This window comes from Gordonia sp. VNK1 (assembly GCF_040049135.1).
In the GTDB taxonomy this organism is placed as follows: Bacteria; Actinomycetota; Actinomycetes; order Mycobacteriales; family Mycobacteriaceae; genus Gordonia; species Gordonia oleivorans.
Map to the genome: position 1 here is coordinate 17,570 of NZ_JBDZDJ010000012.1, position 25,684 is coordinate 43,253.

The window sequence follows — 25,684 nt, forward strand, 5'->3', positions numbered from 1 at the left end:
GCCGAGAGGAACGTCAGAATCGCCGGTTCGCGGTCGGGATCTCGATGCTGATGGGCATGCGCAGTTCGGCGGCGTACCAGAGGACGAACTGGCGGAGGAATTCGTCGAACAGCCAGTAGGCGTTCTCGGTGATCGGCGCGACACCCAGGATTCCCGAACGGATCTGGAGGAACGGCGGCCAGGCCGTCTCGAGCAGTGGGCTCCACACCGGCTCGCGGGGCACCTGAATCCAATCGGCGAGCTTGGGGCCGAGGATGTAGCGGGTGAAGGCGCCCAGGATCGGCTTCGACAGCAGGCTCAGGTCGAGGTCGTGTCCGAGTTCGAGGAGCTGTTCGGCGAGCACCGTGCCCTCCGGCGTGGGTGCCAGCACCGGGTCGAGGACCTGCTTGGCCTGCGAATTGGCCTCCGCCCAGGACTGCGGCAGGTATTCGTCGCGGATGCCGAGGAAGTGGCCGCAGAGCTGCCAACTGTGCAGGTAGCCCTGGGATTCGTTGCGCGGGATGGGGATTCCCCACTTGACGAGGTTCTGCATGATCGTCGTCGGCAGACTGTGCCAGGTGACCAGCAGGTCCTCCTGGCTGATCGGCACGACGTTGTCGGGCCAGTGCGGCGACTGGGGCAGCAGGTGGCGGACGCCGGCGTGGATCATCCGGGTCTTGATGCAGGTCACGATCATCTGGCCGTCGGGATCGTAGGCGTTGATGGTGCCGATGTCGTAGCCCAGTTTGGCGGTCTTGGCGATCCGGTCCTTGAAGTACACCGGGTGCCCGCCCTTGGAGTAGTACACCGAGCGCGCCTCGTTGGGGATGACGGTGGCCATCATGCCCGCGGCGAAGGCGTACAACACGGAGATGATGGTGTCCTGCTTCTTGACGAAGGTGAACGAATCCGCCAGTTTGCCCTTGTCGGTCCATGACGGCAGTTTGCGGGCCTCGTGGATGAAGTCCTTGAGGTTGCTCGGCAGCGACGCGGGGATGGGCTGATCGTTGCGGACCCATCCGCGGAGGGCGCGGTTGATGGCGGCGACGTCGTGGTGTTCGATCACGTCGGCGATCACCGCGTCGGCCTCGGGGTCCCACAGGTGGCGGGGATCGGCGCCGGCTCCGGTACCGGGCACCGAACCGGCGGGCGACCATGACCACGGTTGTGCGCGTGCGGGTTTGGCGCCGAACGCCATCGATCCCGCCACGGCGAGCGCTCCCGCGCCACCGGCCCGTAGTGCATTCCTTCTGTTCATGTCGACGCTCATTGGTCCCCCGATCTCGGTTCGGCATAGAGTTACAGATCGTGTCACTCTGTAACTCATGTATGAAATCACATATTGGTAGCGAAGTGGTGTGGATAACGAAAAATCTCCGAGGATGACCACATCGGTCACCGTCGGAGATGGCATTCTCCCGCCCGCCCACGCGGGTTGTGCCTGTTGACGCGGTACCCCGCGCGAATGTGAACCCTTGCCAACTATCGGTTGGTGAACCGTTCACCGATGTGTCGATGAGTGTTGTGCCGTACGACGGCTGAGGCACGCACACTCACTCGCGTGCCACCGGTGACCGAGCATGTCCTGCCACAAGCGGGTCATCGTCGTCCGTGGCGCACCTACCTGTTGTTCCTGGCCATCGTCGGCCCCAATCTCGTTCTGCTGGTGGTGTTCACCTACCGGCCACTGATCGAGAACATCCGGATGTCGTTCTACGACTGGAACATCTCCTCGCCCGGCGCCACCTTCATCGGTACGGACAACTACCGCGAGTGGGCCACCCGATCCGACACGGCGATCATCGTCACGAACACGGTGGTCTTCACCCTCGCCGCGGTGATCGGCAGCATGGTCATCGGACTGGCGCTCGCGGTCCTGCTGGATCGCAAACTGGCCGGACGAAACCTGGTGCGCTCGACGGTGTTCGCGCCGTTCGTGATCTCCGGCGCGGCCATCGGCATCGCCTTCCAGTTCGTCTTCGACCCGAATTTCGGACTCATCAACGACCTGATGGTGCGCACCGGTCTCGGTCCGGCGCCCGACTTCTATCAGCAACCCGGGTGGGCGATGGTGATGATCACGGTGACCTACCTCTGGAAGAACGTCGGGTACACCTTCGTGATCTACCTCGCCGCGCTCCAGGGACGACGCGCCGATCTGGATGAGGCGGCCCTGATCGACGGGGCGGGACCGGTGACGCATTTCCGGCGCGTCCTGCTGCCGCAACTGCGGCCCACCACCTACTTCCTGTCGATCACGGTGATGCTGAACTCGCTGCAGGTCTTCGACATCATCAACGTGATGACCCGCGGCGGGCCGCTCGGCAACGGCACCACGACGATGGTGTACCAGGTCTATGAGGAGACCTTCCGCAACTTCCGGGCCGGCTACGGCGCCACGGTGGCGACCGTCATGTTCGTCGTCCTGCTGATCATCACGGTCCTGCAGGTGCGGGTGATGGATCGGGGCGAGCGATGAACGCATCGACCCGCGCCCGGATCGCCACCGCATCCGGCTACCTCGCGATGGCGGTGGTCGTCGTGGTGGTCGCCCTGCCGCTGATCTGGATCCTGTTGGCCTCCTTCAAGGATCGTTCCGAGATCTATGTGCAGCCCGCCGTGTGGTGGCCGTCGACCTGGCACCCGGAGAACTATCGCGAGGCGACGACATCGGTGCCGTTCTGGCGGTTCCTGGGCAATTCCCTGATCACCGCGGGCGCGTTGACGATCATCAAGTTCGTCCTCGGTGTGCTCAGTGCGTACGGACTGGTGTTCCTGCGATTCCCGTTCAAGAACCTGGTGTTCCTGACGATCATCGCGGCACTCATGGTGCCCAACCAGATCACGGTGATCACCAACTATTCGCTGGTGGCGCAGCTGGGATTGCGCAACACCTTCGTCGGGATCATCGTGCCGCTGGCCGGGGTGGCGTTCGGAACGTTCCTGATGCGCAACCACTTTCTGTCGATTCCGGCCGAGATCATCGAGGCCGCGAGGATGGACGGCGCCGGGCACGTCCGGCTGTTGCTGCGCGTGGTGCTGCCGATCTCGATCCCCACGATGGTGGCGTTCGCCCTGATCACGTTGGTCAACGAGTGGAACGAATACCTGTGGCCCTTCCTCATGGCCGACGATTACCGCGTCGCGACCCTCCCGGTGGGGCTCACCCAACTGCAGAACAACGACGGCCTCACCAACTGGGGGCCGGTGATGGCCGCGACCGTCCTCGCGATGCTGCCGATCCTGCTGATCTTCCTTGTCCTGCAACGCCAGATGATCAAGGGGCTCACATCGGGGGCGGTCAAGGGATGACAGTCATGCACGCAGGAAACGACATGCACACTCCAGGAGGGGACTCACGATGACCGACATCTCACGCCGCGCGGTACTCACCGGCGCTCTTGCCGCGGCCGGAGCCGCCACGCTCGCGGCCTGCGCCGGTTCCGGCGGCAGCGGCGGCTCGGGCGGGGACGCCAACAATCTCACGTTCTGGTCCAATCACCCGGGCAAGTCGACCGACGTCGAGAAGGAACTGATCTCGCGATTCGAGGCGGCCAATCCCACCATCAAGGTATCCCTCGTCGACGGTGGCAAGAACTACGAAGAGCTGGCCCAGAAATTCAATGCCGCCCTCTCCGGCGGGGACCTGCCCGACATCGTGGTGCTCTCGGACGTCTGGTGGTTCAATTTCGCACTGCTGAAAGCGATCACGCCGCTCGACGATCTCTACGGCGACGCGGGCGTCGACCCGTCGACCTACGTCACCTCGCTCTACGACGACTACCACTGGAACGACAAGCACTGGGCGCTGCCGTACTCGCGCTCGACGCCGTTGTTCTACTACAACCAGGACGTCTGGACCCGTGCGGGACTGCCGAATCGGGGACCCAACACCTGGCAGGAATTCGGGGAGTGGGGACCGCGCATTCAGCAGGCGGTCGGCGACGGCAAGCAGGCCCACGGCTGGGGCAACGCCACCGACTATCTGGGCTGGACCTTCGAGGGGCCCACGTGGACGTTCGGTGGCGCCTACTCCGACGAATGGGACCTGCAGTTCACCAATCCGAAGACCATCGCCGCGGCCACCTGGTTCTCCGATTCCATCAACACCGGCCGCTACGCCAAGATCTCCAATGACATCGCGGGCGACTTCAGTGCCGGGATCATCGCATCCACCGTCGCCTCGACCGGCGACCTGTCCGGAATCACCGACAACGCCCGCTTCGGTGTCGGTACCGCCTTCCTGCCCGCGCCCGACGGGATCAAGGGATGCCCGACCGGCGGTGCCGGACTGGCGATTCCCGCGAACATCTCCCGGGAACGAAAGATCAATGCGCTCAAGTTCATCGACTTCATCACCAACACCGCCAACACGGTCTACTTCTCCCAGAACGTCGGCTACATGCCGGTGCGCAGCGCGGCCGCGTCCGATCCGGCGATGACATCCTTTCTCGCCCAGAACCCGAATTTCGCCACCGCGATCACACAACTCCCGCAGACCCGGTCGCAGGACTATGCGCGCGTGTTCCTGCCCGGTGCCGACAAGATCATCGGCACCGGATACGAGCGGATCGGACTGCAGAACGCGAACGTGACCGACACACTCGCCGACGTGCAGAGCCAGTTGCAGCAGATCTACGACACCCAGATCAAGTCCAAGCTGCCCAACTGACCTCGCTCGCAGGGTAGACGAAAAGCATAGGCAGAACACCTCATTCATGGCATCCATCACCTTTGACGCGGTCACCCGGCAGTTCTTACCCGACGCGCCGCCGGCTGTCGACGCACTCGACCTCGACATCGGCGACGGCGAATTCATGGTGCTCGTCGGCCCTTCCGGATGTGGCAAGTCGACCACCCTGCGGATGCTGGCGGGCCTGGAGCCGGTGGAATCGGGCCGAATCCTCATCGATGGTGCTGATGTCTCCGGAAAGGCGCCCAGGGAGCGCGACGTGGCGATGGTCTTCCAGAACTACGCGCTCTACCCCAACATGTCGGTCGCGCAGAACATGGGGTTCGCACTCCGCAACGCGGGAATGTCCAAGGCGGACACGCAGGCCCGTGTCCTCGACGTCGCCCGGATGCTCGAGCTCGAATCGTTGCTCGGGCGCAAACCGGCGAAACTGTCCGGCGGTCAACGTCAGCGGGTGGCGATGGGCCGGGCCATCGTCCGTCGGCCGCGGGTGTTCTGCATGGACGAACCGCTGTCGAATCTCGACGCCAAACTCCGGGTGAGCACGCGGGCGCAGATCGCGGCGCTGCAACGCGAACTGGGTACCACCACCCTGTATGTCACCCATGATCAGGTGGAGGCCATGACGATGGGGCATCGTGTGGCCGTCCTCGATCATGGTGTGCTCCAACAGGTCGGGACCCCCAGAGAGATCTACCGCGATCCGGTCAACATGTTCGTCGCCGGATTCATGGGCAGCCCGCAGATGTGCCTGGTCGACGTCGAACGCGACGGTTCGGCGGTGGCGTTGGGCGACGCCACGATTGCGGCCCCACCGGGCGCGCCGGCGCGTGTCACCGTCGGCCTGCGGGCGCAGGCGTGGCGCGTCGGGCCGGTGCACGAACCCGAAACGGTCAGAGCCCGAGTGGAATTGGTGGAGGAACTCGGCGCCGAACAGTACATCTACTGCTCCGCCGAGGTGACACCACGGTCCGGGCGGGTGGTGGTGCGCGCCGATCATCACCGGGAGTTCGCCGTCGGGGACGAACTCGGGCTGACCCCGTTGCCGGAGGAGATGCACTGGTTCGACACCGCGACCGGCACCCGGATCTGAGGGGGCTCAGCCCACCTGCGATCCGGCCTGCGTGGCCACGGTTCTGATCCGGTCGGCGCGGCTGTAGATCACCATCGACCCGCCGCGCACGAAACCGGCGAGGGTCAATCCGTGCTCGTCGGCGAGATCGGCGGCCAGCGACGACGGCGCCGAGACCGCCGACAGCATCGGGATGCCTGCCATGACCGCCTTCTGCACCAACTCGAAACTGGCCCGCCCGGAAACCTGTAACACGGTGCCACGCAACGGAAGTCGATCCGCGATCGTCATCGCTCCGATCACCTTGTCGACGGCGTTGTGGCGACCCACGTCCTCGCGGAGTGTCAGCAGCTCACCGGTGACGGCGTCGAAGAGCCCGGCCGCATGCAACCCGCCGGTCTTGTCGAACACCTTCTGCTTCTTGCGCAGTCGATCAGGCAGGGCGAGAACCTGATCGGCGTCGATCACCATCGGGTCGTCGGCGACGGTGAACCGCGACCGGGTCCGGACGGCGTCGATGCTGTCCTTGCCACACACGCCGCACGCGCTGGTGACGGTGAAACTACGGGCCAGGGACGGATCCGGCGGTGGGACGCCGGGCGCGAGCGTGACGTCGAGAACGTTGTAGGTGTTGACCCCGTCGGCGGTGGCGCCGGCGCAGTAGCGCGCCATCGAGACGTCGTGGGCCCGCGCGATCACGCCCTCGGCGACGAGGAAGCCGGTGGCGAGATCGACGTCGTCACCCGGCGTGCGCATCGTGACGACCAGTGGGCGGCCGTCGACGCGGATCTCCAACGGTTCCTCGACGGCGAGGACGTCGGCCCGCGACGTCGGTTCGGCACCCTGCCGGACGCGGACGACGCGGCGTCGAGCGGTGATGCGTCCCATGGCCTCACGGTACCGCGCGAACCGTTGGTCCGTTCGGACGACGTGCCCCTCCCGGGGCGCTGACCTGCACATCGCCGGTCTAAAGTGAGCTCACGCCAACCCCGATCGGATGGAGTCGCGATGACCTGGCCCGGACCGGATCCGCAACGGGACCCATGGGCTCGGCCCGCGTCGCCGTACGGGCCGGGGGCATATCCGCAGCCGGGCCCGAGCCCGCAGCCGTATCCCCAGAATCCGTACCCCCAGAATCCGTACGCACAGAATCCGTATCCCCAGAATCCGTACCCTCAGAATCCGTACGCTCCTGGTCCGTATCCACCGAATGCCGCCGCGCCGCAGTTCTATCCCGGCGGCCTTCCGCCGGCGGGGCCGCCACCGCGGCGTGGATCGGGTGGCGTCTGGGCCGTCGTGATCCTCTGCGTCGTCGTGGTGATCGGTGCCGTCATCGGCGGAGTCGTCCTCCTGAGCCAATCCGGTTCGGGTGGGGTGCTCGCGTCGTCGAGCTCCGATGAGCAGGCGGTGCGCGCGGCCTACGAGGGATACACCCAGGCGTTGAGCACCTACGACATCGAGGGCGCCAAGGGGTACATCTGCCCGGAGTCCACCGAGCTTCTCGGAGTTCTCGATCTCCTCGGCGCGTTCGCGCCGGAGGGTGAGACCGCCGATGTCGACCTCGATGTGCAATCAGTGGAGATCGACGGTGATCGGGCGACGGTCACGGCCTCGATCTACGCACCGACACTCAACATGTCCGACGTCCCCGGGCACGCCCGCCGGATCGGTGACGGCTCGTGGTGCCTGCTGGACTGATGGTTCCTGCGTGACTGGCCCGCTTGGCGCGGGTGGTTCTCGTCCGCGCGCCTGCTCCACGCTCGCGCGCGTCGTGCAATGACCGCGTGGGGGCGGGGGTACCGCGCGGACGTGGAGCGCCCGCGCGAGTGGGGCGGGACGTCGATCGTGTCAGACCTCGACGGTGATCGTCACCGGTCCGTCGTTGACCAGGTGGACGGCCATGTGCGCGCCGAACCGGCCGGTCGCCACGGTGGCGCCGGCCGACCGCAGCGCCTCGACGACGGCGTCGACGAGTGGTTCGGCCACCGGTCCGGGGGCCGCGGCGTTCCACGACGGCCGACGGCCCTTGGCGGTGTTCGCGTACAGGGTGAACTGGCTGATCACCAGGATCGGGGCGTCGACGTCGGCCGCGGATACCTCGCGGACCTCGCCGTCGCCGTCGAGGATGCGTAACCGCCAGATCTTGTCGGCGAGTGCGGCCGCCTGCGGCGGGCCGTCGTCGTGGGTGACCCCGACGAGGACCACCAGGCCTTGCCGGCCGTCGGTGAGGTCGAGCTCGCCGACCGTCGTGTCGTCGACGATCACCCGGGCCGCGGTCACCCGCTGGATCACTGCTCGCATGAGCAGTCAGGGTAATCCGGGCGCGGTCGGTAGGCTGCTGTGGCCATGGGCAAGAAAACACGGCCGGGGAAACGCGGCGGCACCAAGAAGCAACGCCCACGGCACCTGCGTCCGGTGCCGTCCGCGCCGCGGGAGTCCTCGCGGGCGGAGGACCAGCCGCTGATCGCGTCGATCCGAGGAGCGTTGCGGTCCGAGGAACCGCTCGACCTGCTCATCGCCGTCAGTGGCCTCCTCGAGGTCACCGACGCGCGCAGGGACCTGCTGGGTCGCGGCGATGTGGCCGAACAGCGTGAGACCCTGATCGAGTCGTTCCTGGAGATCTCCTTCGCGGAGACGACGGCCGCGCTGATGGTCATTCGCGAGTTCCTGCCCGACGAGGTGCTCGGCGCCCGGATCACCCGGGAACTGGCCTCCCGCCGGCAACCGATGCCGGACTGGCTGCGTCATCTCGGCGACGTCCGGGTGACCTCCGGGGTGTCACTGGTGACCCACGAACTCGGCGACGGCGACGACTACATGTTCACCGTCGCCTTGTCGTCGGGACACGAGATATCGGTGGTGGCATTCCTCGACCACAACATGGGCTCGGCGCTCAAGGACGGCTTCGTGGTGCCCAGCGGGCACGAGGAACTGCTCGACCACATCCGCTCCAGTGCGCCGAGGACGCAGTCCGCGCCCACCATCGAGGCGGTTGACCCGGTCACCGCTCGCGCGATCATCGAGCGTGCCGGCGAGGACGGCAGAAGGGTGTTCCCGCCGCCGGAAAGTGACTCCTGGCCGATGTGCCGGCCGCTGGTGGAATGGCTGGTGCGTCTGCTGCCGCCCGGTGGTGTCGTACCCGAGGCGCGGGAGTGGTCGGCCGAGGACCTCGACGAACTCACCGAGGTCTTCTTCGCCTCCCCGTACGGCCGGGACATCGACACCCCCGAGGCGCGCGACGCGGTCGAGGCGTTCCTGTGGCTCGTCGAGGCCGATCCGCTGCGGTGGAGCCCGGTGGTCGTGGAGATCCTCCTGCTCGACCGCATCCCGCGCAAGGTCCGTTTCGATCCGCAGGAGATGGCGGGCTATCCCGACGTCATGCGCGCCTTCGTGCGATTCGCCCACGCCGAGCAGGAGGTCACCGCCGCCTCGACCGCCGAAACCCTGCGTGCCATCGATGAATACGAGCCGGACTACCTCCGCGAGATCCGCCGCAGCGATCGGCCGTCGAGTGCGGACATGCTGGCACACGCCCTGGGGTCGGCACTGACCGGCGCGGACGAACCGTCGGCGCTCGGTTCGGCCGAGATCGCCCTCTCGCGGCTCGACCGTATGGTCGGCGGCCGGCCGGCGTTGCTGGCACTTGACGATCGGCCGCTGCCCGACGAGGAGTTCGAGACCGCCGGTATCGCCCCCGACATCGTCGACGCCGTCGCGGACATCGGTGCGCTCTGCGACGCCGCGGCCGACGAGTTCTTCGATGTGGAGCACCGAACGGCCATGCGCCGCTTGCTGTCCCGTGTCGCACGAAACGATCCGGCGGTGTTTCGACGCCGGGCATCGGTGGCGAGGTCGGCGGCCTCGGCCGGCTGGATCATCGGCCGGGCCAATCACACGTTGAACGGCGAGTTCGCCACCATGACCGTGGGCGACTTCGTCTCGTGGTTCGGCGTCTCGGGGAGCGTGTCGCAGCGGGCCGGTGCCCTGCTGGCGGCGATCGGTGTCCATCCGGCCGGCTCCGCGGCGATCGAACTCGGCACCGCGGACCTGCTGACCTCGCAGATGCGCCGAGACATCATCGAACGTCGCGATCGGGCGTTGTCGCAGGTGTGACGGCACGCCGCCGTGTCGCCCGCCACGTCATTGCGGTGGGGTGTAGCGCCACGCCAGCGCCTCGACGAGTCGCTCGATCAGAACCATGCCGCGGAGCCGGCCGGATCGATCGCAGCAGGCCAGCGGGTCGAAGCGGGACAGGTGAGGTCGGGTCATCGCCCGGGACACGGCCTGACGCAGGTCGGTGGTCTCCAGCATGCGCAGCACGTCGCGGCGATCGATGCCCGAGCAGCCGGTCCGGACCGCGTACAGGGCGGGCCGGTCGGTCGGGTCGAGCAGGATCACCCCGTGATGGCCCGGATCGTTGCCGAGCCGGGTATCGAGCGCCGCGTCGGTGCTGGCCACCGGCGCGGTCAGGGCGGCCTCGACGAAGTGACCGATCATGTCCGCGGACGGTGGTGGGTATTGGCCCGAGTCGGGGCACACCTGCGCCATCGGACCCATCTCTGCGGCGGGGCGGCCCAACAGGTTTCCCTGCCCGAGAGGCACCCCGAGCTGGATCAGCCGGCGCAGTTCGTCGAGGTTCTCGATCCCCTCGGCGACCAGCCAGGCGTCGGTGCGGCTGGTGAAGTGCCCGAACATCTCCACCAGCGCCCCCTTGGCCTCGTCGGCGTGAATGCCGACGATGAGGGTGCGGTCGAGCTTCACGAAGTCCGGGCGAATGACCAGGATGTGGTGCAGACTCGCGTAGCCGGCTCCGGCGTCGTCTACCGCGACGAACCCACCCGCGGCGCGGATGTCGGCGATCACCCGCAGGACGCCCTGGTAGTCCTCGACCTCGGAATGCTCGGTCAGCTCGAACACCACCCGCGACAGCGGGGCGTCCCGCAGCAGCCGCCCGACCTGCGGGGACACCAGCGCCTCCGGTGAGACATTCACCGACAGAAAGCAATTCGTCGGCAGCCGGGTGCGGGCGGACAGGGCCGCGGCGATCGCTGCCGACTCCAGCTCGATACCGCAACCGATGCGGTCGGCCGCGGCGAATGCCGCGTCGGGAGCGAGGTCGACCGGGCCGGGGAAGCGGCTCAACGCCTCGTATCCGACCACCACCATGCGTCGGATGTCGACCACCGGCTGGAACACCAGCCGCGGTGGGCGGCCGGTGCGGACGAGGGCGTCGACGATGAGTTCGGCGTCGGAGTTCGACGGTGCCCGTTGGTGTTCCGGCGTCACGTCCCCCGATCGGTGATCGCGTGCCTGATCTGCTCACGCGTCGTCGCCGACAGTGCGGTGATCCCGTGATCGGTGGCGTCGTGCTCGGTGACCTTCTCGAGGATCCGTTCCTCGCTGCCGTCCTCGAAACGCGCGTCGCAGTCGGGGACCACGGATCAGCACCAAAAACCTTCATGAGATGCCTCTTTCGAATACGCGGACGGGTATTCACATGCTTTCCTGCCGTGCCCCGCCCCGGCATCCGCTGCCCCGATGCTACGCGCGTGCCGCGCTGGACCGGTCCGGTCATGAATCAGGCTGGGCCGATCGCGGTGAGCCGGAATAGTGCACGTACCCCGGGTGTTGGCGCTCAACATGAGCGCCTCATCGACGTCGAAGTCAGAACACGTCCAGCGTTTCGGCCGATACGGCATCTGGGGGTGGTTCGGTCGGTTCTCCCCCGAGGAGGCCGCCCAGATCGAAGAACTCGGGGTCGGCACGATCTGGCTGGGGGGTTCACCGAAACATCTGAAGCCGATCCGAAAGATCCTCGAGGCCACCGACAACATCACCGTGGCCACCGGCATCGTCAACATCTGGAACACCGACCCGGATGCGATCGCCGGTGAGTTCCATCAAATCGAGCAGGACTTCCCGGGACGTTTCTATCTCGGGATCGGTGCCGGGCATCCGGAGGCCACTGCCGAATACACCTCGCCGTTCCGGGCGGTCGGGCACTATCTCGATGCCCTCGACGGCAAGAAGGTGCCGCCGGAGCGTCGGCTTCTCGCCGCTCTCGGTCCGCGGATGCTACGGATGTCGGCCGAACGGGCGTTGGGAGCGCACCCGTACCTGACCACTCCCGCGCACACCGCTCAGGCCCGCGAGATCCTGGGGGAGGGGGTGCTGCTCGCCCCCGAGCACAAGGTGGTCCTCGACACCGACCCGGAGGCCGCGCGTGCCGTCGGCCGCCCGCCGGTCGACCAGCCGTATCTGCACCTGCGCAACTACGTCACCAACCTCAAGCGGCTCGGGTACACCGACGCCGATATCGCCAACGGCGGCAGCGACGCCCTGATCGACGCGCTCGTCGCCCACGGTGACGCGGCCGTGGTCCGTGCTCAGATCGACGAACACCTCACCGCGGGCGCCGATCACGTGGCCATTCAGGTGCTCGGTTCGGCCGCACCGGTACCCCAGCTGGCCGCGATCCTGGGTCGACAGGTTCCTTAGTCGACAGGTTCCTTGAGGATCATCGAGATCAACCAGCTCACCACCGAGATCACCAGCGCACCGAAGATCGCGGACCAGAAGAAGCCGTCGACCTCCAGACCCCAGTGCGTGGTGTTGTGGGTGATCCACGAGGTGATCTCCAGCATGAACGCGTTGATCGCGATGTGGATCAGACCCAACGTCAGGATGTAGAGCGGGATCGCCAGGATCTGGACGATGGGCTTCACGAACGCGTTGATGACACCGAAGATCAGTGCCACCAGCACGACGATGCCGAGTTTGAGGCCGAAGCCCGCGTCGGCGGGGTAGACGAAGTCCAGTCCCGGCACGATCAGGGTGGCGATCCACAGGGCGAGGCCGGACAGGGCGCTCTGGATCAGAAAGGCACGCATGGTCAATAGTGTGCCAAACGCTCGTCGTCGTGCATCTCAGCCGATCTGCAGGGGGAAGAACACGGTGTAGATCAGCGTGATGATGAAGTTCACGCCGATGATGCCGACGGTCGAGACCACCACGGTGGCGTTCACGCCGTCGGCGACACCGCGGGGGCCGCCCTTGGCCTCCAGTCCGCGCTGACATCCGATCACCGAGATGATCACCCCGAAAATCGAGGCCTTGATCATGCCCAGCAGCAGATCTCGTTGGGATGCGAACGATCCGAAGGACTGCCAGTAGCTGCCGGGGCCGGCGCCCTGGATGATGACCGCGAGATAGAAGGCGGCGATCACGCCGACCAGGATGATGAACAGCGCGAGCAGCGGGGCGACGACGGCCGCGGCGATCACCCGGGGCACCACAAGCCGCTGAACGGGATCGATACCCATGGTGCGCATCGCGTCGATCTCCTCGCGCACCGTGCGGGCACCGAGGTCGGCGGCGATCGCCGACGCCCCGGCGCCGCCGAGCAGCACACCCGACGCCAGCGGTGCGGCCTGCTGGATGACGGCGAACCCGCTGGCTGCGCCGAGCAGCGACTGAGCGCCCAACTGGTTGATGATGTTGCCGATCTGGATCGTGACGATGACACCGAACGGGATGGCCATCAGAAAGGCCGGTACCGCGGTGACACTCACCAGGTACCAGCCCATCACCACGGTCTCCTTGACCTTGAGCTGCCCACGCAGGATGTCCAGCCCGATCTGCAGGACCGTGGTGATCGCCAGCCGGAACGTGCGGCCCAGGGTGCGCACGGGTCCGAGCGCATTGTCGGAGAAGTTCTGCGCGAACGCTTTCCGAGCTGTCAGTCCCGGCGAGATGGTCGGCGCGCTCACCTCAGCCCCCGGGAGCCGGGGTCGGAGCGGGCAGCGCGGATGTGGTGGGAGTCGGGGTGGCACCGGCGCTCGGCTGGCCCTGCTGCCCGCCACCCGCTGCGGCGGACCCCAGATTGCCCGCGATGCTCTGGGTGGGATCGCCGACCTGGGTGATCAGCCAGTTCTGCGAGCGGTCGAGGGTGATGGTGTACACGGCGACGGCGGTACCGCCGGACGGATTCTGCACCGTGGAGGTGGTCACGTTGACCACCGCATCCACCTTGAACATGTCGCCTGCATGCTCGGTGGTCTTGGCGAGCACCAGTTCGGCGGTGGTCTTCATCCGCAACGGGGTGATGATCTGCTCCATCGTCTGGCCGACGACGTCGTATTTGCGTTGCAGTTCCGGACTCACGCCCTTCTTCATCGCGGCGATCCACGGGGTGAGGTCCTGGTAGTCCAGGGTCGCCGCGGCCACCGCGTAGGTGCCGGCGACCTCTTGCGCCTTGGCATTGTCGGCGGCGGCGGAGGCCATGTCGCCGAGCTCGTTTCGTGCCGCGGTGTCGCGGACGATGAACACGATCATCACCGCGGTCGCCGCGATCAGCAACAAGGTCTGGAAGATCACGAGCGCCGAGACCACCAGCGTCCGCGTCGACAGGGTCACCTGCCCGCGCCGTGCGCCCTTCCCGGTGTCGGCCTCGACGGTCGGTGCCTCGACGGTCGGTGCCTCGACGGTCGGTGTCTCGGCGGCCGTCGCGTCGACGGTCGTGTCCTGCTCGGGTGCCGATGGCTGCGGTGCTGTGGATTCGGCGCCGGTGTTGTCGGTCTCGGTGTTGTCGGTCTCGGTGTTGTCGGTCTGGGCGACCACTCGGTTCGACATGGGGTACTCCACTTCTCGTGCGGGCCGTGGGTGCGGCTCGCGGTACTTCGTCGGTGTTCAGTTGGGTTGGGTGATGACGAGGTTGACGCCGTCGCCGGCGCCGAACAGTTGCAGGGCCTGGGACAGGAACTCGCTCATGTTGATCTGCGGGACGGTGTCGTTGACCGCCGTGGCGATCGGCATCAGGGGACCCACCGCATCCATCACATTCGGGATGATCTCGGCCAGATACGGATTGAGCTTCTGGAAGAACGGGTACAGCGATTGGGTCATCGCCCCGTAGAGGTTGCCGCGGTTCACCAGTTCTCCCGTCGCGTCCAGAGCCCCGAGGAAGTGCACGACGATGTCGCGCAGGCCGCCGGAGAACTGGGGCAGCGTGGTGATGATCCAGCCCAGGTTGGCGGTGTAGATCTGCGTGTTGGAGAACATCTTTCGCAGCTGGGGCGACCTCGAGATGAGTAGGCCGGCGACCAGTTTGGTGCCGTCACTGATCTGATTGAGTGAGTTCCCGGTGCCGTCGAGGGCCTCGGACACGGTCTTGAGGATTCCGGCCATCGGATCGGCGGCGACCACCGACGACATCGTCGAGATCTGTTGGAAGATACCCGGAATGGATTGTGGTTCCACGATTTTCTGTGCCGACACCTGCGCCCCGTCGGGCAGCGTGGGGCCACCCGCGGTTCCCGGGGTGATGTTGAGGTACGGCTCACCGAGGGCCGATTGCAGACCGATGGTCACCACCGAATCGGCGGGGATCGCATTGGCCGCGTTGTACCGCAGCTCCAGTTTCGCGCCGGTGGTCCCGATCTCGACGTTGCTCACCTGGCCGATCCGCACGCCGCTGACGAACACCCCGGTGCCGGTCAGCACCAGGTTGGTGTCGGCGACCTCGAGATAGGCGACTCGGGTCTTCTCCAACGGGTTCCAGTGATAGGCCTGCGTGGCCAGATAGGTTCCGCAGGCGCCGATGACGACGACGAAGGCCACGATGTTGAGCACCAGCTCGCGTGCGGTCTCTCGGCTCATTGCACCATTCCCAACATGCGGAAGACCCGGACCATCTGCTGTGACAGATCGCGGTCGGACACATCGTTGGCGATGGTCAGAGAACGGATGTTGAGTCCGGGCGCATTCTTGAAGTACGGCAGGAGTTTGTCGTTGATGACGTCGGCGAGCAGTTCGGCATTGGAGATCTGATTGTCCGGCCATCCCGGGATCAGGATCGGTTTGACGACGGTCTCGATCAGCCGGGTCACCCCCGACAGCACCGGGACGAGCGGCATCGCCGGGCCGAGGGCCTCGGACAGCCGCGCGAGGATGACCACCATGTAGGTGGTGTCGCTGACTGCGCGGAACTGGTCGACACCGTCCTGACTCAATGTGAACTCCAGGGTCCCGGTCATGGTCTTGAGTTGTTCGGTGACCGCGGCGACATTGGTGAGGATGGTGTCGAGGGCCGAGGTGTTCTGCGCCCACGTGTCGAGGGTGTCGGTGAGCACCCCCTCGATGTCGCGGACCTGCTGCGGATCGGCCGGGAACTGCTTGTTGAGCGTGGCGAAGGTGTTGCCGAGCTGGGGCAGGCTGCCGCTGCCTAGGAAGTTCGCCAGGCTCGACATCAGCTGTTCCACCTGAACGGGTTGGGCGACCTGCGCCAGACCGAGCGTTCCGCCGGCTGGTAGGGCATCGGCGGTCGGGTTGGACGGATTGGTGATCGACACGTAGGTGTCGCCGAGCAGGGTGTCCTGTTTGAGTTCGAGGCGGGCGGTTCGCGACACCACGACGTCGTTGTCGATCCGCATGCGTACCAACGTCTTACCGCCGCCGGGTTCGATGCGTTGCACCGATCCGGAGTCGATGCCGTTGACGACCACCTTGGCCGAGGTCGGCAGGTTCACCGCGGTCGGCACTTCGGCGGTCACCTCCCGGCCGTCGCGCAGCGATTGGGGAGTGGGCAGTTTGTCCGGGGAGAAGTTGGCGTAGGCCGAACACCCGGTGAGCAAGGACGCCGCGATCAGCATCGCGATCAGCGACAGGAGCCTCGTGCGGCGGTGGCCGCGGGTGGGGATGGCCGTGCGGCGGTGGCCGCGGGTGGGGATGGCGATCATCGCGCGGCCCCGGTCAGGGTCAGTGCGAGCGTCAGTGCGTCGATCTGCATTCCGGCCGGATCGGTCACCGTGCACTGGCCGGGCGCGAGTCGATTGATGTTGGCGCAGGTCAGCTCCGGGTTGTTGGCCGGGATGCGGGTGGTCGGCGGGGTGTAGCGAATCCGTAGCCCGAGCGAGCTCTGATCGAAGGAGATGTCGAAGGCCCGGATGAAGACGGGGACGATCCCCAGGATGTCACCGAAGTTCCGCATGCCCGCACCGACGAGACGCGCAATCGGTACCACCACGTCGACGGCGGGCCAGATGAAATGGCTGTAGTGGTCGATGACGTTCGTCAGCACGTTCAGGGTGTCGGGGAGTGCGGCGATGATGCGGGTGACACCGCCGACGGTCGGCAGGATCAGCGGTTGCACCACCCCGGAGATCTCGGTGATGAAACCCTCCAGGAAGGTCCAGTTGGTTGCGAGGCCGGTCGACATCGCCGAGACGCTGTCGATGATCTGTGCGCTGTCGGCCAGTGCGCCGGCCATCGGGGTGTGGGCCGGTTCGGCGAGCTGCCGGATGATCGTGTTGAGCAGCGGCCCGGTTCCGTCGAGTTCCTTGTTCAGGTTCGACACGGTCGAGAGCACCTGCTTGAGCTGTTGGGGACCGCCGGCGGTGGTCAGTTGGGTGGCCACATTCGACAGGCTCTCCAGCGAGTCGGAGATGGACGCCGGTGTGTTGGTGTCGGCCAGCTGGATGCACTGGCCGGGCCGCAATGCGGGACCGCCGTGATCGTCGCCGATGAGTGCGAGTTGGCGGACCGCGATCACCGACGGTGCGACGGTGGCCGCCTTGACCTCGGCGGGGATCGGCTGATCAGAGTTGGCGGTGAAGGTGACCTGGGCGTGGCCGTGGGAGGTGTCGACCGCGGTGATCTTGCCGACCTCCACGCCGCGACGCGTCACCTGATTGCCGACGAACAGGCCGATGGCGTCGTTGAACTCGGCGCAGTACTGCGGGTTGCGGGTGTCGGAGGTGGCGTAGGAGAACGCCCCGGCCAATGCCGCGAGCACCACGATCACGGAGGTGCCGGTGATCAGCCACTTGGAACCGAGAACCTTGGTCAGCATCAGCAGTTCACCCCCGGCATCGGGACGCAGAAGTCCGACGACAGAACCAGTCCGGATTGGTCGATGTTGATCGTGCCGTCGGGTGCGACCATGCCCTCGAGTCGCTTGATGAGGTCACGGGCCTGCTCGATCATCGGCGTGTACCGCTGCAGTGCCGGGCCGAAATCCCGTCCGATGGCATCGATCTGGGCGACGAGAGGCGAGATGTCGGTCTTGTAGAGCAACGCCACTCCGCGCACTCTTTCCAGGATCAGGGCCAGATGATCGAGGACCACGTTCAGTCGGGGCCCGAACACGGCGTACTCGGAGACGAAGGAACTCAGGTTGCGGGCGAGCTGCGTGATGACGTCGCCGTTGGCGTTGATCTTGTCGGCGTAGTCGGCGGCCAGTCGCAGCATCGAACCGAATTGGTCTTGTCGCGCTTGGAGATTGGTCAGCATCGAGTGGGCGATCTCGAGGTTCTCACGGAGTGCGCCCGGGTTGTCCTCCAGCGCCGTGCCGATCTGGGCGACGCTTTGCCGCAGGGGATCGGCGTTGATCTCGTTGAGCTTGGGCTGCATCGTCTGGAACGTCTGCATCAGGCTGTAGGGCACACTCGTGCGATCCACCGGGATCGTCGCGTCGCCGAGGGCGTCGGTGCCCGAGGTGGTGAGGTCGATGAAGCTGCCGCCGACGATGGTGAGCATCTTGACGTCGGCGTAGGTCTCGTTGCCGAGGAAGGTGCCCCAGCGGATCGCCATCTCGACGTCGACGTGATCGCCTGCGAGGGTCACCTTCTTCACACTGCCGACCGGCACACCGGCGACGCGGACGCTGTCGCCGCTGTGGATCTGGCCGGCCTCGGTGAACTGGGCCACCACCCGGTAGTGCCCGGGGGTGAACACGTAGATCCCGACCGCGATGAGCAAGCTGACCAGCGTCACCGCGACGGCGGCGACACCCCAGCGGACCTGCAGTCGACGATCGTGCTGCGCGGTCCGCGGTCGGGGATTGACGAAGGAGTCGACGAGGGCGTTGCCCCATTGCCAGGGACGCCGGATGAGGGTCAGCGCTTGCACAAGGTCACCTGACTGTCCCGGATGAACAGCGCGACGTCGGTGGGCAGCGCGGCGCGGCCGCGCGAGCAGGTGAGCGTCGTCTGCTGGGCGCCGGCCGGGGGGATCACCGAGTTGATGGCGTTGAGGACGGCGGGGGACAGGGCGAGCAGGTTGAGCGCGGCCTGCCCGAGCGGCTTGAGCTGCCCGACGAAGAATTCCGCGTCGGGTGTGCGGTTGGGTTGCAGGCCGAGCGCGGCGAGCAGGTAATCGGCCTGGACGAGCAGGTTGCCGGTGTTGTCGGCGAGGCCGCGCAGCTGCGGGGTCCACTGCGCGAGGACGGTGCCGAATCGTGAGACGTAGTCGATGATCGGGGTGATGTACTGCGACCGTCCCTGCACCGAACCGGACAGCTGAGCGAGGTTGTCGACGAGGGTGTTGATGATCTTGTCGCGGTCGTCGGCGAACCGGACGACGGTGGTCAACGAGCTGACGAAGTCGGAGAAACCGCTGCCGTCGCCTTCGAGGAGGGCCAGCAGACTCTCGGCGAAGTGATTGATGTCGTTGGTGTTCATGGTCGCGAACACCGGCGCGAGACCGTGGAAGACCTTGGTCACGTCGAAGGACGGGATGGTGGCCTGCGCCGGGATGACGGTGTCGGCGCCGGGCACCGGGGCGTCGGGATGGGCGTCCTGCTGGATGTCGATGTAGCGGATTCCGGTCAGGTTGAGGTACCGGATGGCCAGCTTGCTGTTCCGGTAGAGGCGCTGGCTGGTGTCGAGCTGGAAGCGGACGCGGGCGACGCTCGAGCCGCTCTGCGTGTCGTGATACACCGACATGTCGGTGACCTTGCCGACGCGGGCGCCCAGGATGCGGACGTCGTTGCCGACCTTGAGCCCGGCGGCGCTGGTGAAATCCGCGGTGTAGGTGCCGGTGTCGGCGGCGACCGGCCGATCGATGGCGTTGTTGATGAACAGACCGCCGCCGAGGCAGAACAGCCCGAACACGATGAGATACACCAGCGCGTGGGAGAACTTGGTCATCGATGTCCTCCCTGCGTCGGCGTCGTGGGGGCGGGCGTTGCCTGTGTGCGCGGCGTCGGGGTGGGGATGGATGGTGCGCGCAGGGCGGCGTTGAGTCCGGGCGCCGATGCGAGCACCGCGTTGACCGTCAGCACGGGTCCGTTCGGGCCGTCCGGCAGTGCGCGGCGCAGCTTCTCGATCAGCGTGGCGATCTGGATGCCGTTGGTCCGCGAGTCGGGGAAGGTGTCCTGGATGCGTGCCACCAGCGCGGTGAGCACCGGCATCAGCGGGGCGGTCTGTCCCAGTTCCGGCATGCTGAGGAGCTTGGTGATCTCATCCATCGCCGGACCCGCGGTGAAGGCGAGGCCGTTCTGCGAGCGTTCCAGGTAGCCGGGATCGCGCGGTGCGTCCCACTCCATGATCTGCGGGATCACCGGCAGCAGGTCCCCGACGGCCCCGCGCACCTGGGTGATGAGCTGGGTGAACTGCGGCAGGGTCTGACGCGGTGACACGACCTGGGTCTCGACGATGTCCCCGGCGATCTGACCGGCGGCGCCGAGGATGGGCAGCAGGCCCTGCGTGGCCTGCGAGGCGATGGCGAGGATGTCGCTCATGTACGGGTCGAAGGCCTCGTTCTGCAGATCGCTGAGGTTGCGCAGCAGGGTGGTGAGGGTGGCGTCGGTGGGCGTGGGCGGCCGGAACGCGGATCCGTCGCGCAGGGGTTGCCCGCCGGGCTGACTCTGCAGGACGACCGCGGAGATACCGAACAGGTTCTTCGGGGCGTAGCTGACCTGCGCGGTGTCGGTGAGGACGTCGAGGCGGCCGCCGGCGCGGTCGGGGTCGAGGTCGAGGACCACGGCGTAGGTGTTGGCGGAGACGACCTTCACCTGCTCGACGAGGCCGACCTCGGAGCCGTTGAGGACCACCGAGGTGCCCGTGTCGATGCCACCGGCGACGGTCGTGGTCACCATCGTGACGCGGACGTTGTCCTCGGGCCAGCTCCGTACGGCCACGGAGATGAGGATGCCGGCGAGTACGGCGACGGCGAGGAAGCCGAGGGCGCGGTTGCGGTAGGCCGACCTGCTCGCCGACATTCCCGGGATGCGGAATTCGCTCATCTCTCGCCTCAGCCCCGGAACACGAACGGCGAGTTGACGCCCCAGAAGGCGATGGTCAGGGCGAGATCGAGGATCATGATGGCGACCAGGCTGGCGCGGACCGCACGGCCGGACGCCACACCCACGCCCTCGGGCCCACCGCGCGCGAAAAAGCCCTTGTAGCAGTGGATCAGGGTGATCGCGACGACGAAGGTCACGCACTTGACGGTCGCCGCGAGCAGGTCGGGGAAGTTCACGAACTGATCGAAGTAGTGGGCGTAGGCGCCGGCGGAGCCGTTCTGGTAGACGACGACGAGGGCGCTGCTGAGGTAACTGGCGACCAGTGCCACCAGGAAGGTGGGGATGGTGGTGATGATGCCGGCGATCACGCGGGTGGTGACCACGAAGGACATCGCGTGGACACCGATGACCTCGAGGGCGTCGATCTCCTCGCTGATGCGCATCGAGCCGATCTCGGCGGTCATCCGGCAGCCGGCCTGGATCGCGAAGGCGACGGCGGCGAGGATCGGTGCGAACTCCCGGGTGATGGCGAACGACGAGACCGCTCCGGTGACCGCGCCGAGTCCGATCAGATCCAGGGTGCTGACCGCGATGATCGCGACCGTCGCCCCGGCGGCGATGCCGAGGGCGGCCATCACCAGTGCGGTGCCGCCGCCGACGATGACCGCACCGCGACCCCACGCGAGGTCGGTGACCATGCGGATCGTCTGCCGGGGATACCGAATCGGTGTGACCGGCGCATAGCGGATGGTGAGCCAGACGAAGGTCAGGAACTGGCCGAGGTAGGCCAGGCCGGAGTCGGTGGAGTCGCGGACCCCGCGAATCCATCGGGCCCCCGGGCGCTCATATGTTGACGGAATTCCCACCGACCCCGACGACCTACCTTCCTGCGCATCGGTGCGAAATGAACACCGGTGCCCCCCGACAAAACTGCTCTCAGGAATCGTCTCTGCGTTACCTGGTATAAAATTTTATATCACATGTTCAACCTCATGTGTGCCCCGTCTCATGCGGGCAGAGGGACTCACATGTGGGTCTCAGGGAGGAATCGATCCGGTTCGGTGATCCGGTTCAGTGATCAGTGATCGATCTGGTCGCGACGCGCGAGGACGAGGGCGGTGATCGCCTCGTCGCCGAGACGATGATCGGCGGTGAACCGCACCGTCCCCTTGGAATGGTCGTGATCGGCCAACTCCGGTTCCGCAGCGAGCACCGCGTCCTGGCTGAAGGGATACACGCCGAAATGCTTCTTCGCCCGCATCACCGACAGCAGGGGTTTCCCGCGGTAGGTCAGCGCCGGCATGCCATACCCGGTGCCCTGCTCGGCGTCGGGGACGAGGTCACGCGCGATCGCATAGATCCGCTCGATCTCGTCGCGGTCGGCAGGGTCGAGACCGTCGAGGTAGTCGTCGATCGATCCCATGCCGACTCTCCTCGCTGGTCCGGGGCGGCGACGGTTTGGACTGTTCCCGCAGTTCGCGTAACATAGAACGTCGGGTGTGCGCCGCACGCCGTCCTCGCCGTGTCGGCTGACGCGGCGGCTCGGCAGATGTTGTCCACACCCTAACGGATAAACACGGTTTCAACCGGGCTTCTTGCCCGCGATCGCGCAGATCGCGGGACCGGAGCCAGGATCGCGGAGGACATGGCGAAAAAAGACGGGGCCATCGAGGTCGAGGGACGAGTCATCGAACCCCTGCCCAATGCGATGTTTCGTATTGAGCTGGAGAACGGTCACAAGGTTCTCGCCCACATCAGTGGCAAGATGCGGCAGCACTACATCCGCATCCTGCCCGAGGACCGGGTCGTCGTGGAACTCTCGCCCTATGACCTCGGTCGTGGGCGCATCGTTTATCGGTACAAGTAGGACTTCCTTCCCCGAACACGGGTGAGGACGGCACGGGTGCGGCTTCGTCGTGCCCGGACATTCAAGGAGAAGCGGACGTGAAGGTTCAGCCGAGCGTCAAGCCGATCTGCGAGAAGTGCAAGGTGATCCGCCGTAACGGGCGGGTCATGGTGATCTGCGAGAACCTGCGTCACAAGCAGCGTCAGGGCTGATCACTCGCAACCCTCCGGGTCGCTTGAGAAATCACGACAACTGAATACGAAACACCAGAGCTGAACAAAGACTTGTGAAGCCCTCCTGGCACCAGCACCGACATACGGGTCGGCGCCCACCTCCGGTTCAGAGGCCGGAGCCCCGCAGCATTTCGCAGTAGAAGAGTCGGGGACGGACCAGGAGCAGACCTCTGAGAAGTAAAGGAAATCACGCCACATGGCACGTGTTGCTGGTGTGGATCTCCCCCGCGAGAAGCGGCTGGAGATCGCACTGACCTACATCTACGGAGTTGGGCGTACCACCTCCAAGGAGATCCTCGACGCCACCGGCCTCTCGGCCGACCTGCGCGCCAAGGACCTCACCGACGCAGACGTCGCAAAGCTGCGCGAGTACATCGAAGCCTCGGTGAAGGTCGAGGGTGACCTGCGCCGCGAGGTGCAGGCCGATATCCGTCGCAAGATCGAGATCGGCTGCTACCAGGGTCTGCGCCACCGTCGGGGCCTGCCGGTCCGCGGACAGCGCACCAAGACCAATGCCCGCACTCGTAAGGGCCCGAAGAAGACCATCGCCGGGAAGAAGAAGTAATGCCTCCGAAGTCACGTAGCGCAGGCCCGAAGAAGGGCGCACGCCGTCGCGATAAGAAGAACGTCCCGCACGGCAACGCACACATCAAGTCGACGTTCAACAACACCATCGTTTCGATCACCGACCCCAACGGCAACGTCATCAGCTGGGCGTCGTCGGGTCACGTCGGATTCAAGGGCTCGCGCAAGAGCACCCCGTTCGCGGCTCAGCTCGCGGCGGAGAACGCTGCGCGCAAGGCCGCCGAGCACGGCGTGAAGAAGGTCGATGTGTTCGTCAAGGGACCGGGTTCGGGTCGTGAGACCGCCATCCGTTCCCTGCAGGCCGCCGGCCTCGAGGTCGGCACCATTTCTGATGTCACCCCGCAGCCGCACAACGGTTGCCGTCCGCCCAAGCGGCGTCGGGTCTAGCGGGAAAGGGAGGAAGAGAAACCATGGCTCGTTATACCGGCCCCGCAACAAAGAAGTCCCGTCGTCTGCGCGTCGACCTCATCGGAGGCGACCAGGCGTTCGAGCGTCGCCCCTACCCGCCCGGCCAGCACGGTCGCGCGCGGATCAAGGAGAGCGAATACCTGCTGCAGCTGCAGGAGAAGCAGAAGGCCCGCTTCACCTACGGCGTGCTCGAGAAGCAGTTCCGTCGCTACTACGAGGAAGCCAACCGTCGCACCGGCAAGACCGGTGACGAGCTGCTGAAGCTCCTCGAGTCGCGTCTGGACAACGTTGTCTACCGTGCCGGCATCGCCCGCACCCGTCGTCAGGCCCGCCAGATGGTCAGCCACGGCCACTTCACCGTCAACGGTGTCAAGGTGGACGTGCCCAGCTACCGGGTGAGCCAGTACGACATCATCGACGTCCGTCCGAAGTCGCTGGCCACCACTCCGTTCCAGATCGCCAAGGAGCTCGTCGGCGATCGTCCGGTTCCGGGTTGGCTGCAGGTGGTTCCGTCGACGCTGCGCATCCTCGTGCACAACGTGCCCGAGCGCGCACAGATCGACGTTCCGCTGCAGGAACAGCTCATCGTCGAGTTCTACAGCAAGTAAACGCACGGGGGCTCCGCCCCCGTGTACCCCCGAAAGCCCGCGTGGTTGCGTTGGGTGATCGGGGGCTGGAAGAACTCAAGAATCCAAACAGCACAAGCTGTTCGGTCAACCTTCTACGAAGTCATATAGCGGGCTTCACAAGGAGAAATCCAAGAATGCTCATCTCACAGCGACCCACTCTGACCGAGGAGATCATCGCCGAGGATCGGTCGAAGTTCGTCATCGAACCGCTCGAACCCGGCTTCGGTTACACCTTGGGCAACTCGCTGCGTCGTACCCTGCTCAGCTCGATCCCGGGTGCTGCCATCACCAGCATCCGCATCGACGGTGTGCTCCACGAGTTCACCACGGTGCCCGGTGTGAAGGAAGACGTCACCGACATCATCCTGAACCTCAAGGGCCTCGTGGTCAGCTCCGAAGAGGACGAGCCGGTCACCATGTACGTGCGTAAGCAGGGTCCGGGCACCGTCACCGGCGCCGACATCGTGCCGCCGGCCGGTGTCACCGTGCACAACCCCGATCTGCACATCGCCACCCTGAACGACAAGGGCAAGCTCGAGATCGAGCTCGTCGTCGAGCGGGGCCGCGGCTACGTCCCGGCCGTGCAGAACAAGGCGTCGGGTGCCGAGATCGGCCGGATTCCGGTCGACTCGATCTACTCGCCGGTGCTCAAGGTCACCTACAAGGTCGAGGCCACCCGTGTTGAGCAGCGCACCGACTTCGATCGGCTCGTGCTCGATGTGGAGACCAAGAATTCGATCAGTGCGCGTGACGCGTTGGCGTCGGCGGGCAAGACCCTGGTGGAGCTGTTCGGGCTCGCCCGGGAACTGAACGTCGAGGCCGAAGGCATCGAGATCGGGCCCAGCCCGGCCGAGGCCGATCACATCGCGTCGTTCAGCCTGCCGATCGAGGATCTCGATCTCACGGTGCGGTCCTACAACTGCCTCAAGCGCGAGGGTGTGCACACCGTCGGCGAGCTGGTGGCCCGGACCGAGTCGGATCTGCTCGACATCCGCAACTTCGGGCAGAAGTCGATCGACGAGGTGAAGGTCAAGCTGCACGCACTGGGACTGGCCCTCAAGGACAGCCCGGCGAGCTTTGACCCGTCGCAGGTGGCCGGTTACGACCCGGCGACCGGAACGTGGTCGGACGACGTGTCGTTCGACAGCGACTCCGGTGAGGATTTCGCTGAGACCGAGCAGCTGTAAGGCTGTCGCCAACCCCTGACCTCTCCGTCT

29 protein-coding genes are annotated in these 25,684 nt (G+C 66.1%); 13 read left to right on the forward strand and 16 right to left on the reverse strand.

The features are described from left to right. Positions 1 to 13 precede the first annotated feature (13 nt). Positions 14 to 1,237 carry an oxygenase MpaB family protein gene (locus ABLE94_RS15545; RefSeq protein WP_348809200.1) on the reverse strand — a complete coding sequence of 408 codons (1,224 nt, stop codon included), beginning with the start codon at positions 1,235 to 1,237 and terminating at the stop codon, positions 14 to 16. A 303-nt stretch (positions 1,238 to 1,540) separates the two neighbouring features. Between ABLE94_RS15545 and ABLE94_RS15550 the strand changes: the two genes are divergently transcribed. The 4 genes from ABLE94_RS15550 to ABLE94_RS15565 are packed head-to-tail and all read left to right on the forward strand — an operon-like array spanning position 1,541 to position 5,765. Continuing rightward, on the forward strand, positions 1,541 to 2,458 hold the full coding sequence (locus ABLE94_RS15550) for a carbohydrate ABC transporter permease (protein ID WP_348804533.1): 918 nt from the start codon (positions 1,541 to 1,543) through the stop codon (positions 2,456 to 2,458). Then, positions 2,455 to 3,291 (forward strand): carbohydrate ABC transporter permease, encoded by an 837-nt coding sequence (locus tag ABLE94_RS15555; protein WP_348804532.1) that lies wholly within the window; start codon positions 2,455 to 2,457, stop codon positions 3,289 to 3,291. Before ABLE94_RS15550 ends, ABLE94_RS15555 begins: the two co-directional genes overlap by 4 nt. 49 nt (positions 3,292 to 3,340) lie before the next feature. Further along, the gene (locus tag ABLE94_RS15560; protein ID WP_348804531.1) at positions 3,341 to 4,651 is read left to right on the forward strand and encodes an ABC transporter substrate-binding protein; all 1,311 of its coding nucleotides are present in this window, start codon (positions 3,341 to 3,343) and stop codon (positions 4,649 to 4,651) included. 46 nt (positions 4,652 to 4,697) lie between these two features. Beyond that, positions 4,698 to 5,765, forward strand: a complete 1,068-nt coding sequence (locus tag ABLE94_RS15565; RefSeq protein ID WP_348804530.1) for an ABC transporter ATP-binding protein — start codon at positions 4,698 to 4,700, stop codon at positions 5,763 to 5,765. Between the two features lie 6 nt (positions 5,766 to 5,771). On the opposite strand, the gene fdhD is transcribed toward ABLE94_RS15565, so the two are convergent. Continuing rightward, positions 5,772 to 6,632, reverse strand: a complete 861-nt coding sequence (gene fdhD / locus ABLE94_RS15570; protein ID WP_348804529.1) for a formate dehydrogenase accessory sulfurtransferase FdhD — start codon at positions 6,630 to 6,632, stop codon at positions 5,772 to 5,774. Positions 6,633 to 6,752: 120 nt separating this feature from the next. On the opposite strand from fdhD, the gene ABLE94_RS15575 reads away from it, so the two are divergent. Further along, a complete protein-coding gene (locus ABLE94_RS15575; RefSeq protein ID WP_348809201.1) occupies positions 6,753 to 7,442 on the forward strand; it encodes a hypothetical protein in 690 nt (229 codons plus the stop codon). Between the two features lie 150 nt (positions 7,443 to 7,592). Here ABLE94_RS15575 and dtd read toward each other — a convergent pair whose 3' ends face one another. Continuing rightward, positions 7,593 to 8,045, reverse strand: coding sequence for a D-aminoacyl-tRNA deacylase (dtd, locus tag ABLE94_RS15580; protein ID WP_348804527.1), 453 nt, complete (start codon positions 8,043 to 8,045; stop codon positions 7,593 to 7,595). Between the two features lie 45 nt (positions 8,046 to 8,090). On the opposite strand from dtd, the gene ABLE94_RS15585 reads away from it, so the two are divergent. After that, entirely contained in the window at positions 8,091 to 9,857 is a 1,767-nt protein-coding gene (locus ABLE94_RS15585; protein ID WP_348804526.1) for a hypothetical protein, read from the forward strand. Positions 9,858 to 9,884: 27 nt separating this feature from the next. Here the strand turns inward: ABLE94_RS15585 and ABLE94_RS15590 are convergent, their stop codons facing one another. Together ABLE94_RS15590 and ABLE94_RS15595 are read right to left on the reverse strand one after the other, a co-directional pair. Next, complete coding sequence (locus ABLE94_RS15590; RefSeq protein WP_348809202.1) at positions 9,885 to 11,030, reverse strand: EAL domain-containing protein; 1,146 nt, start codon at positions 11,028 to 11,030, stop codon at positions 9,885 to 9,887. Continuing rightward, entirely contained in the window at positions 11,027 to 11,182 is a 156-nt protein-coding gene (locus ABLE94_RS15595; RefSeq protein ID WP_348809203.1) for a DUF1059 domain-containing protein, read from the reverse strand. Before ABLE94_RS15595 ends, ABLE94_RS15590 begins: the two co-directional genes overlap by 4 nt. A gap of 202 nt (positions 11,183 to 11,384) precedes the next feature. Here ABLE94_RS15595 and ABLE94_RS15600 point away from each other — a divergent pair, with 202 nt between their 5' ends. Next, positions 11,385 to 12,242 carry an LLM class F420-dependent oxidoreductase gene (locus ABLE94_RS15600; RefSeq protein ID WP_348809204.1) on the forward strand — a complete coding sequence of 286 codons (858 nt, stop codon included), beginning with the start codon at positions 11,385 to 11,387 and terminating at the stop codon, positions 12,240 to 12,242. Here ABLE94_RS15600 and ABLE94_RS15605 read toward each other — a convergent pair. The 11 genes from ABLE94_RS15605 to ABLE94_RS15655 all read right to left on the reverse strand — a co-directional run bounded on the left by ABLE94_RS15605 (position 12,239) and on the right by ABLE94_RS15655 (position 22,189). Then, on the reverse strand, positions 12,239 to 12,634 hold the full coding sequence (locus ABLE94_RS15605; RefSeq protein ID WP_348804522.1) for a phage holin family protein: 396 nt from the start codon (positions 12,632 to 12,634) through the stop codon (positions 12,239 to 12,241). The two genes, ABLE94_RS15600 and ABLE94_RS15605, sit on opposite strands and share 4 nt — an antisense overlap. A gap of 36 nt (positions 12,635 to 12,670) precedes the next feature. Then, positions 12,671 to 13,513, reverse strand: a complete 843-nt coding sequence (locus ABLE94_RS15610) for an MlaE family ABC transporter permease (protein ID WP_425476215.1) — start codon at positions 13,511 to 13,513, stop codon at positions 12,671 to 12,673. Position 13,514: 1 nt separating this feature from the next. Then, positions 13,515 to 14,375 (reverse strand): hypothetical protein, encoded by an 861-nt coding sequence (locus tag ABLE94_RS15615; protein WP_348809205.1) that lies wholly within the window; start codon positions 14,373 to 14,375, stop codon positions 13,515 to 13,517. 57 nt (positions 14,376 to 14,432) lie between these two features. Then, positions 14,433 to 15,401: an MlaD family protein gene (locus ABLE94_RS15620; protein WP_348809206.1), complete on the reverse strand. Its 969-nt coding sequence runs from the start codon at positions 15,399 to 15,401 to the stop codon at positions 14,433 to 14,435. Then, entirely contained in the window at positions 15,398 to 16,480 is a 1,083-nt protein-coding gene (locus ABLE94_RS15625; protein ID WP_348809207.1) for an MlaD family protein, read from the reverse strand. The genes ABLE94_RS15620 and ABLE94_RS15625 overlap by 4 nt, the downstream gene beginning before the upstream one ends. Then, positions 16,477 to 17,592 carry an MlaD family protein gene (locus tag ABLE94_RS15630; protein ID WP_348809208.1) on the reverse strand — a complete coding sequence of 372 codons (1,116 nt, stop codon included), beginning with the start codon at positions 17,590 to 17,592 and terminating at the stop codon, positions 16,477 to 16,479. The genes ABLE94_RS15625 and ABLE94_RS15630 overlap by 4 nt, the downstream gene beginning before the upstream one ends. Beyond that, positions 17,592 to 18,650: an MCE family protein gene (locus tag ABLE94_RS15635; RefSeq protein ID WP_348809209.1), complete on the reverse strand. Its 1,059-nt coding sequence runs from the start codon at positions 18,648 to 18,650 to the stop codon at positions 17,592 to 17,594. Before ABLE94_RS15635 ends, ABLE94_RS15630 begins: the two co-directional genes overlap by 1 nt. Beyond that, entirely contained in the window at positions 18,638 to 19,669 is a 1,032-nt protein-coding gene (locus tag ABLE94_RS15640; protein WP_348809210.1) for an MlaD family protein, read from the reverse strand. The genes ABLE94_RS15635 and ABLE94_RS15640 overlap by 13 nt, the downstream gene beginning before the upstream one ends. Further along, the gene (locus tag ABLE94_RS15645; protein ID WP_348809211.1) at positions 19,666 to 20,766 is read right to left on the reverse strand and encodes an MlaD family protein; all 1,101 of its coding nucleotides are present in this window, start codon (positions 20,764 to 20,766) and stop codon (positions 19,666 to 19,668) included. Before ABLE94_RS15645 ends, ABLE94_RS15640 begins: the two co-directional genes overlap by 4 nt. Positions 20,767 to 20,774: 8 nt before the next feature. Beyond that, a complete protein-coding gene (locus ABLE94_RS15650) occupies positions 20,775 to 21,632 on the reverse strand; it encodes an MlaE family ABC transporter permease (protein ID WP_348809212.1) in 858 nt (285 codons plus the stop codon). Between the two features lie 212 nt (positions 21,633 to 21,844). Further along, positions 21,845 to 22,189, reverse strand: a complete 345-nt coding sequence (locus tag ABLE94_RS15655; RefSeq protein WP_348809213.1) for an iron chaperone — start codon at positions 22,187 to 22,189, stop codon at positions 21,845 to 21,847. Positions 22,190 to 22,411: 222 nt separating this feature from the next. Between ABLE94_RS15655 and infA the strand changes: the two genes are divergently transcribed. From infA to ABLE94_RS15685, 6 genes are all read left to right on the forward strand, one after another. Then, complete coding sequence (gene infA, locus ABLE94_RS15660; protein ID WP_005170487.1) at positions 22,412 to 22,633, forward strand: translation initiation factor IF-1; 222 nt, start codon at positions 22,412 to 22,414, stop codon at positions 22,631 to 22,633. A 77-nt stretch (positions 22,634 to 22,710) separates the two neighbouring features. Continuing rightward, positions 22,711 to 22,824 (forward strand): 50S ribosomal protein L36, encoded by a 114-nt coding sequence (gene rpmJ / locus ABLE94_RS15665; RefSeq protein ID WP_005207978.1) that lies wholly within the window; start codon positions 22,711 to 22,713, stop codon positions 22,822 to 22,824. A gap of 217 nt (positions 22,825 to 23,041) precedes the next feature. After that, positions 23,042 to 23,410 carry a 30S ribosomal protein S13 gene (gene rpsM, locus ABLE94_RS15670; protein ID WP_348804512.1) on the forward strand — a complete coding sequence of 123 codons (369 nt, stop codon included), beginning with the start codon at positions 23,042 to 23,044 and terminating at the stop codon, positions 23,408 to 23,410. Further along, positions 23,410 to 23,817 carry a 30S ribosomal protein S11 gene (gene rpsK, locus ABLE94_RS15675; RefSeq protein ID WP_006338095.1) on the forward strand — a complete coding sequence of 136 codons (408 nt, stop codon included), beginning with the start codon at positions 23,410 to 23,412 and terminating at the stop codon, positions 23,815 to 23,817. The genes rpsM and rpsK overlap by 1 nt, the downstream gene beginning before the upstream one ends. Positions 23,818 to 23,840: 23 nt before the next feature. Further along, positions 23,841 to 24,446 carry a 30S ribosomal protein S4 gene (rpsD, locus tag ABLE94_RS15680; protein ID WP_348804511.1) on the forward strand — a complete coding sequence of 202 codons (606 nt, stop codon included), beginning with the start codon at positions 23,841 to 23,843 and terminating at the stop codon, positions 24,444 to 24,446. Positions 24,447 to 24,601: 155 nt separating this feature from the next. Continuing rightward, positions 24,602 to 25,654 (forward strand): DNA-directed RNA polymerase subunit alpha, encoded by a 1,053-nt coding sequence (locus ABLE94_RS15685; RefSeq protein WP_348804510.1) that lies wholly within the window; start codon positions 24,602 to 24,604, stop codon positions 25,652 to 25,654. Positions 25,655 to 25,684 lie beyond the last annotated feature (30 nt).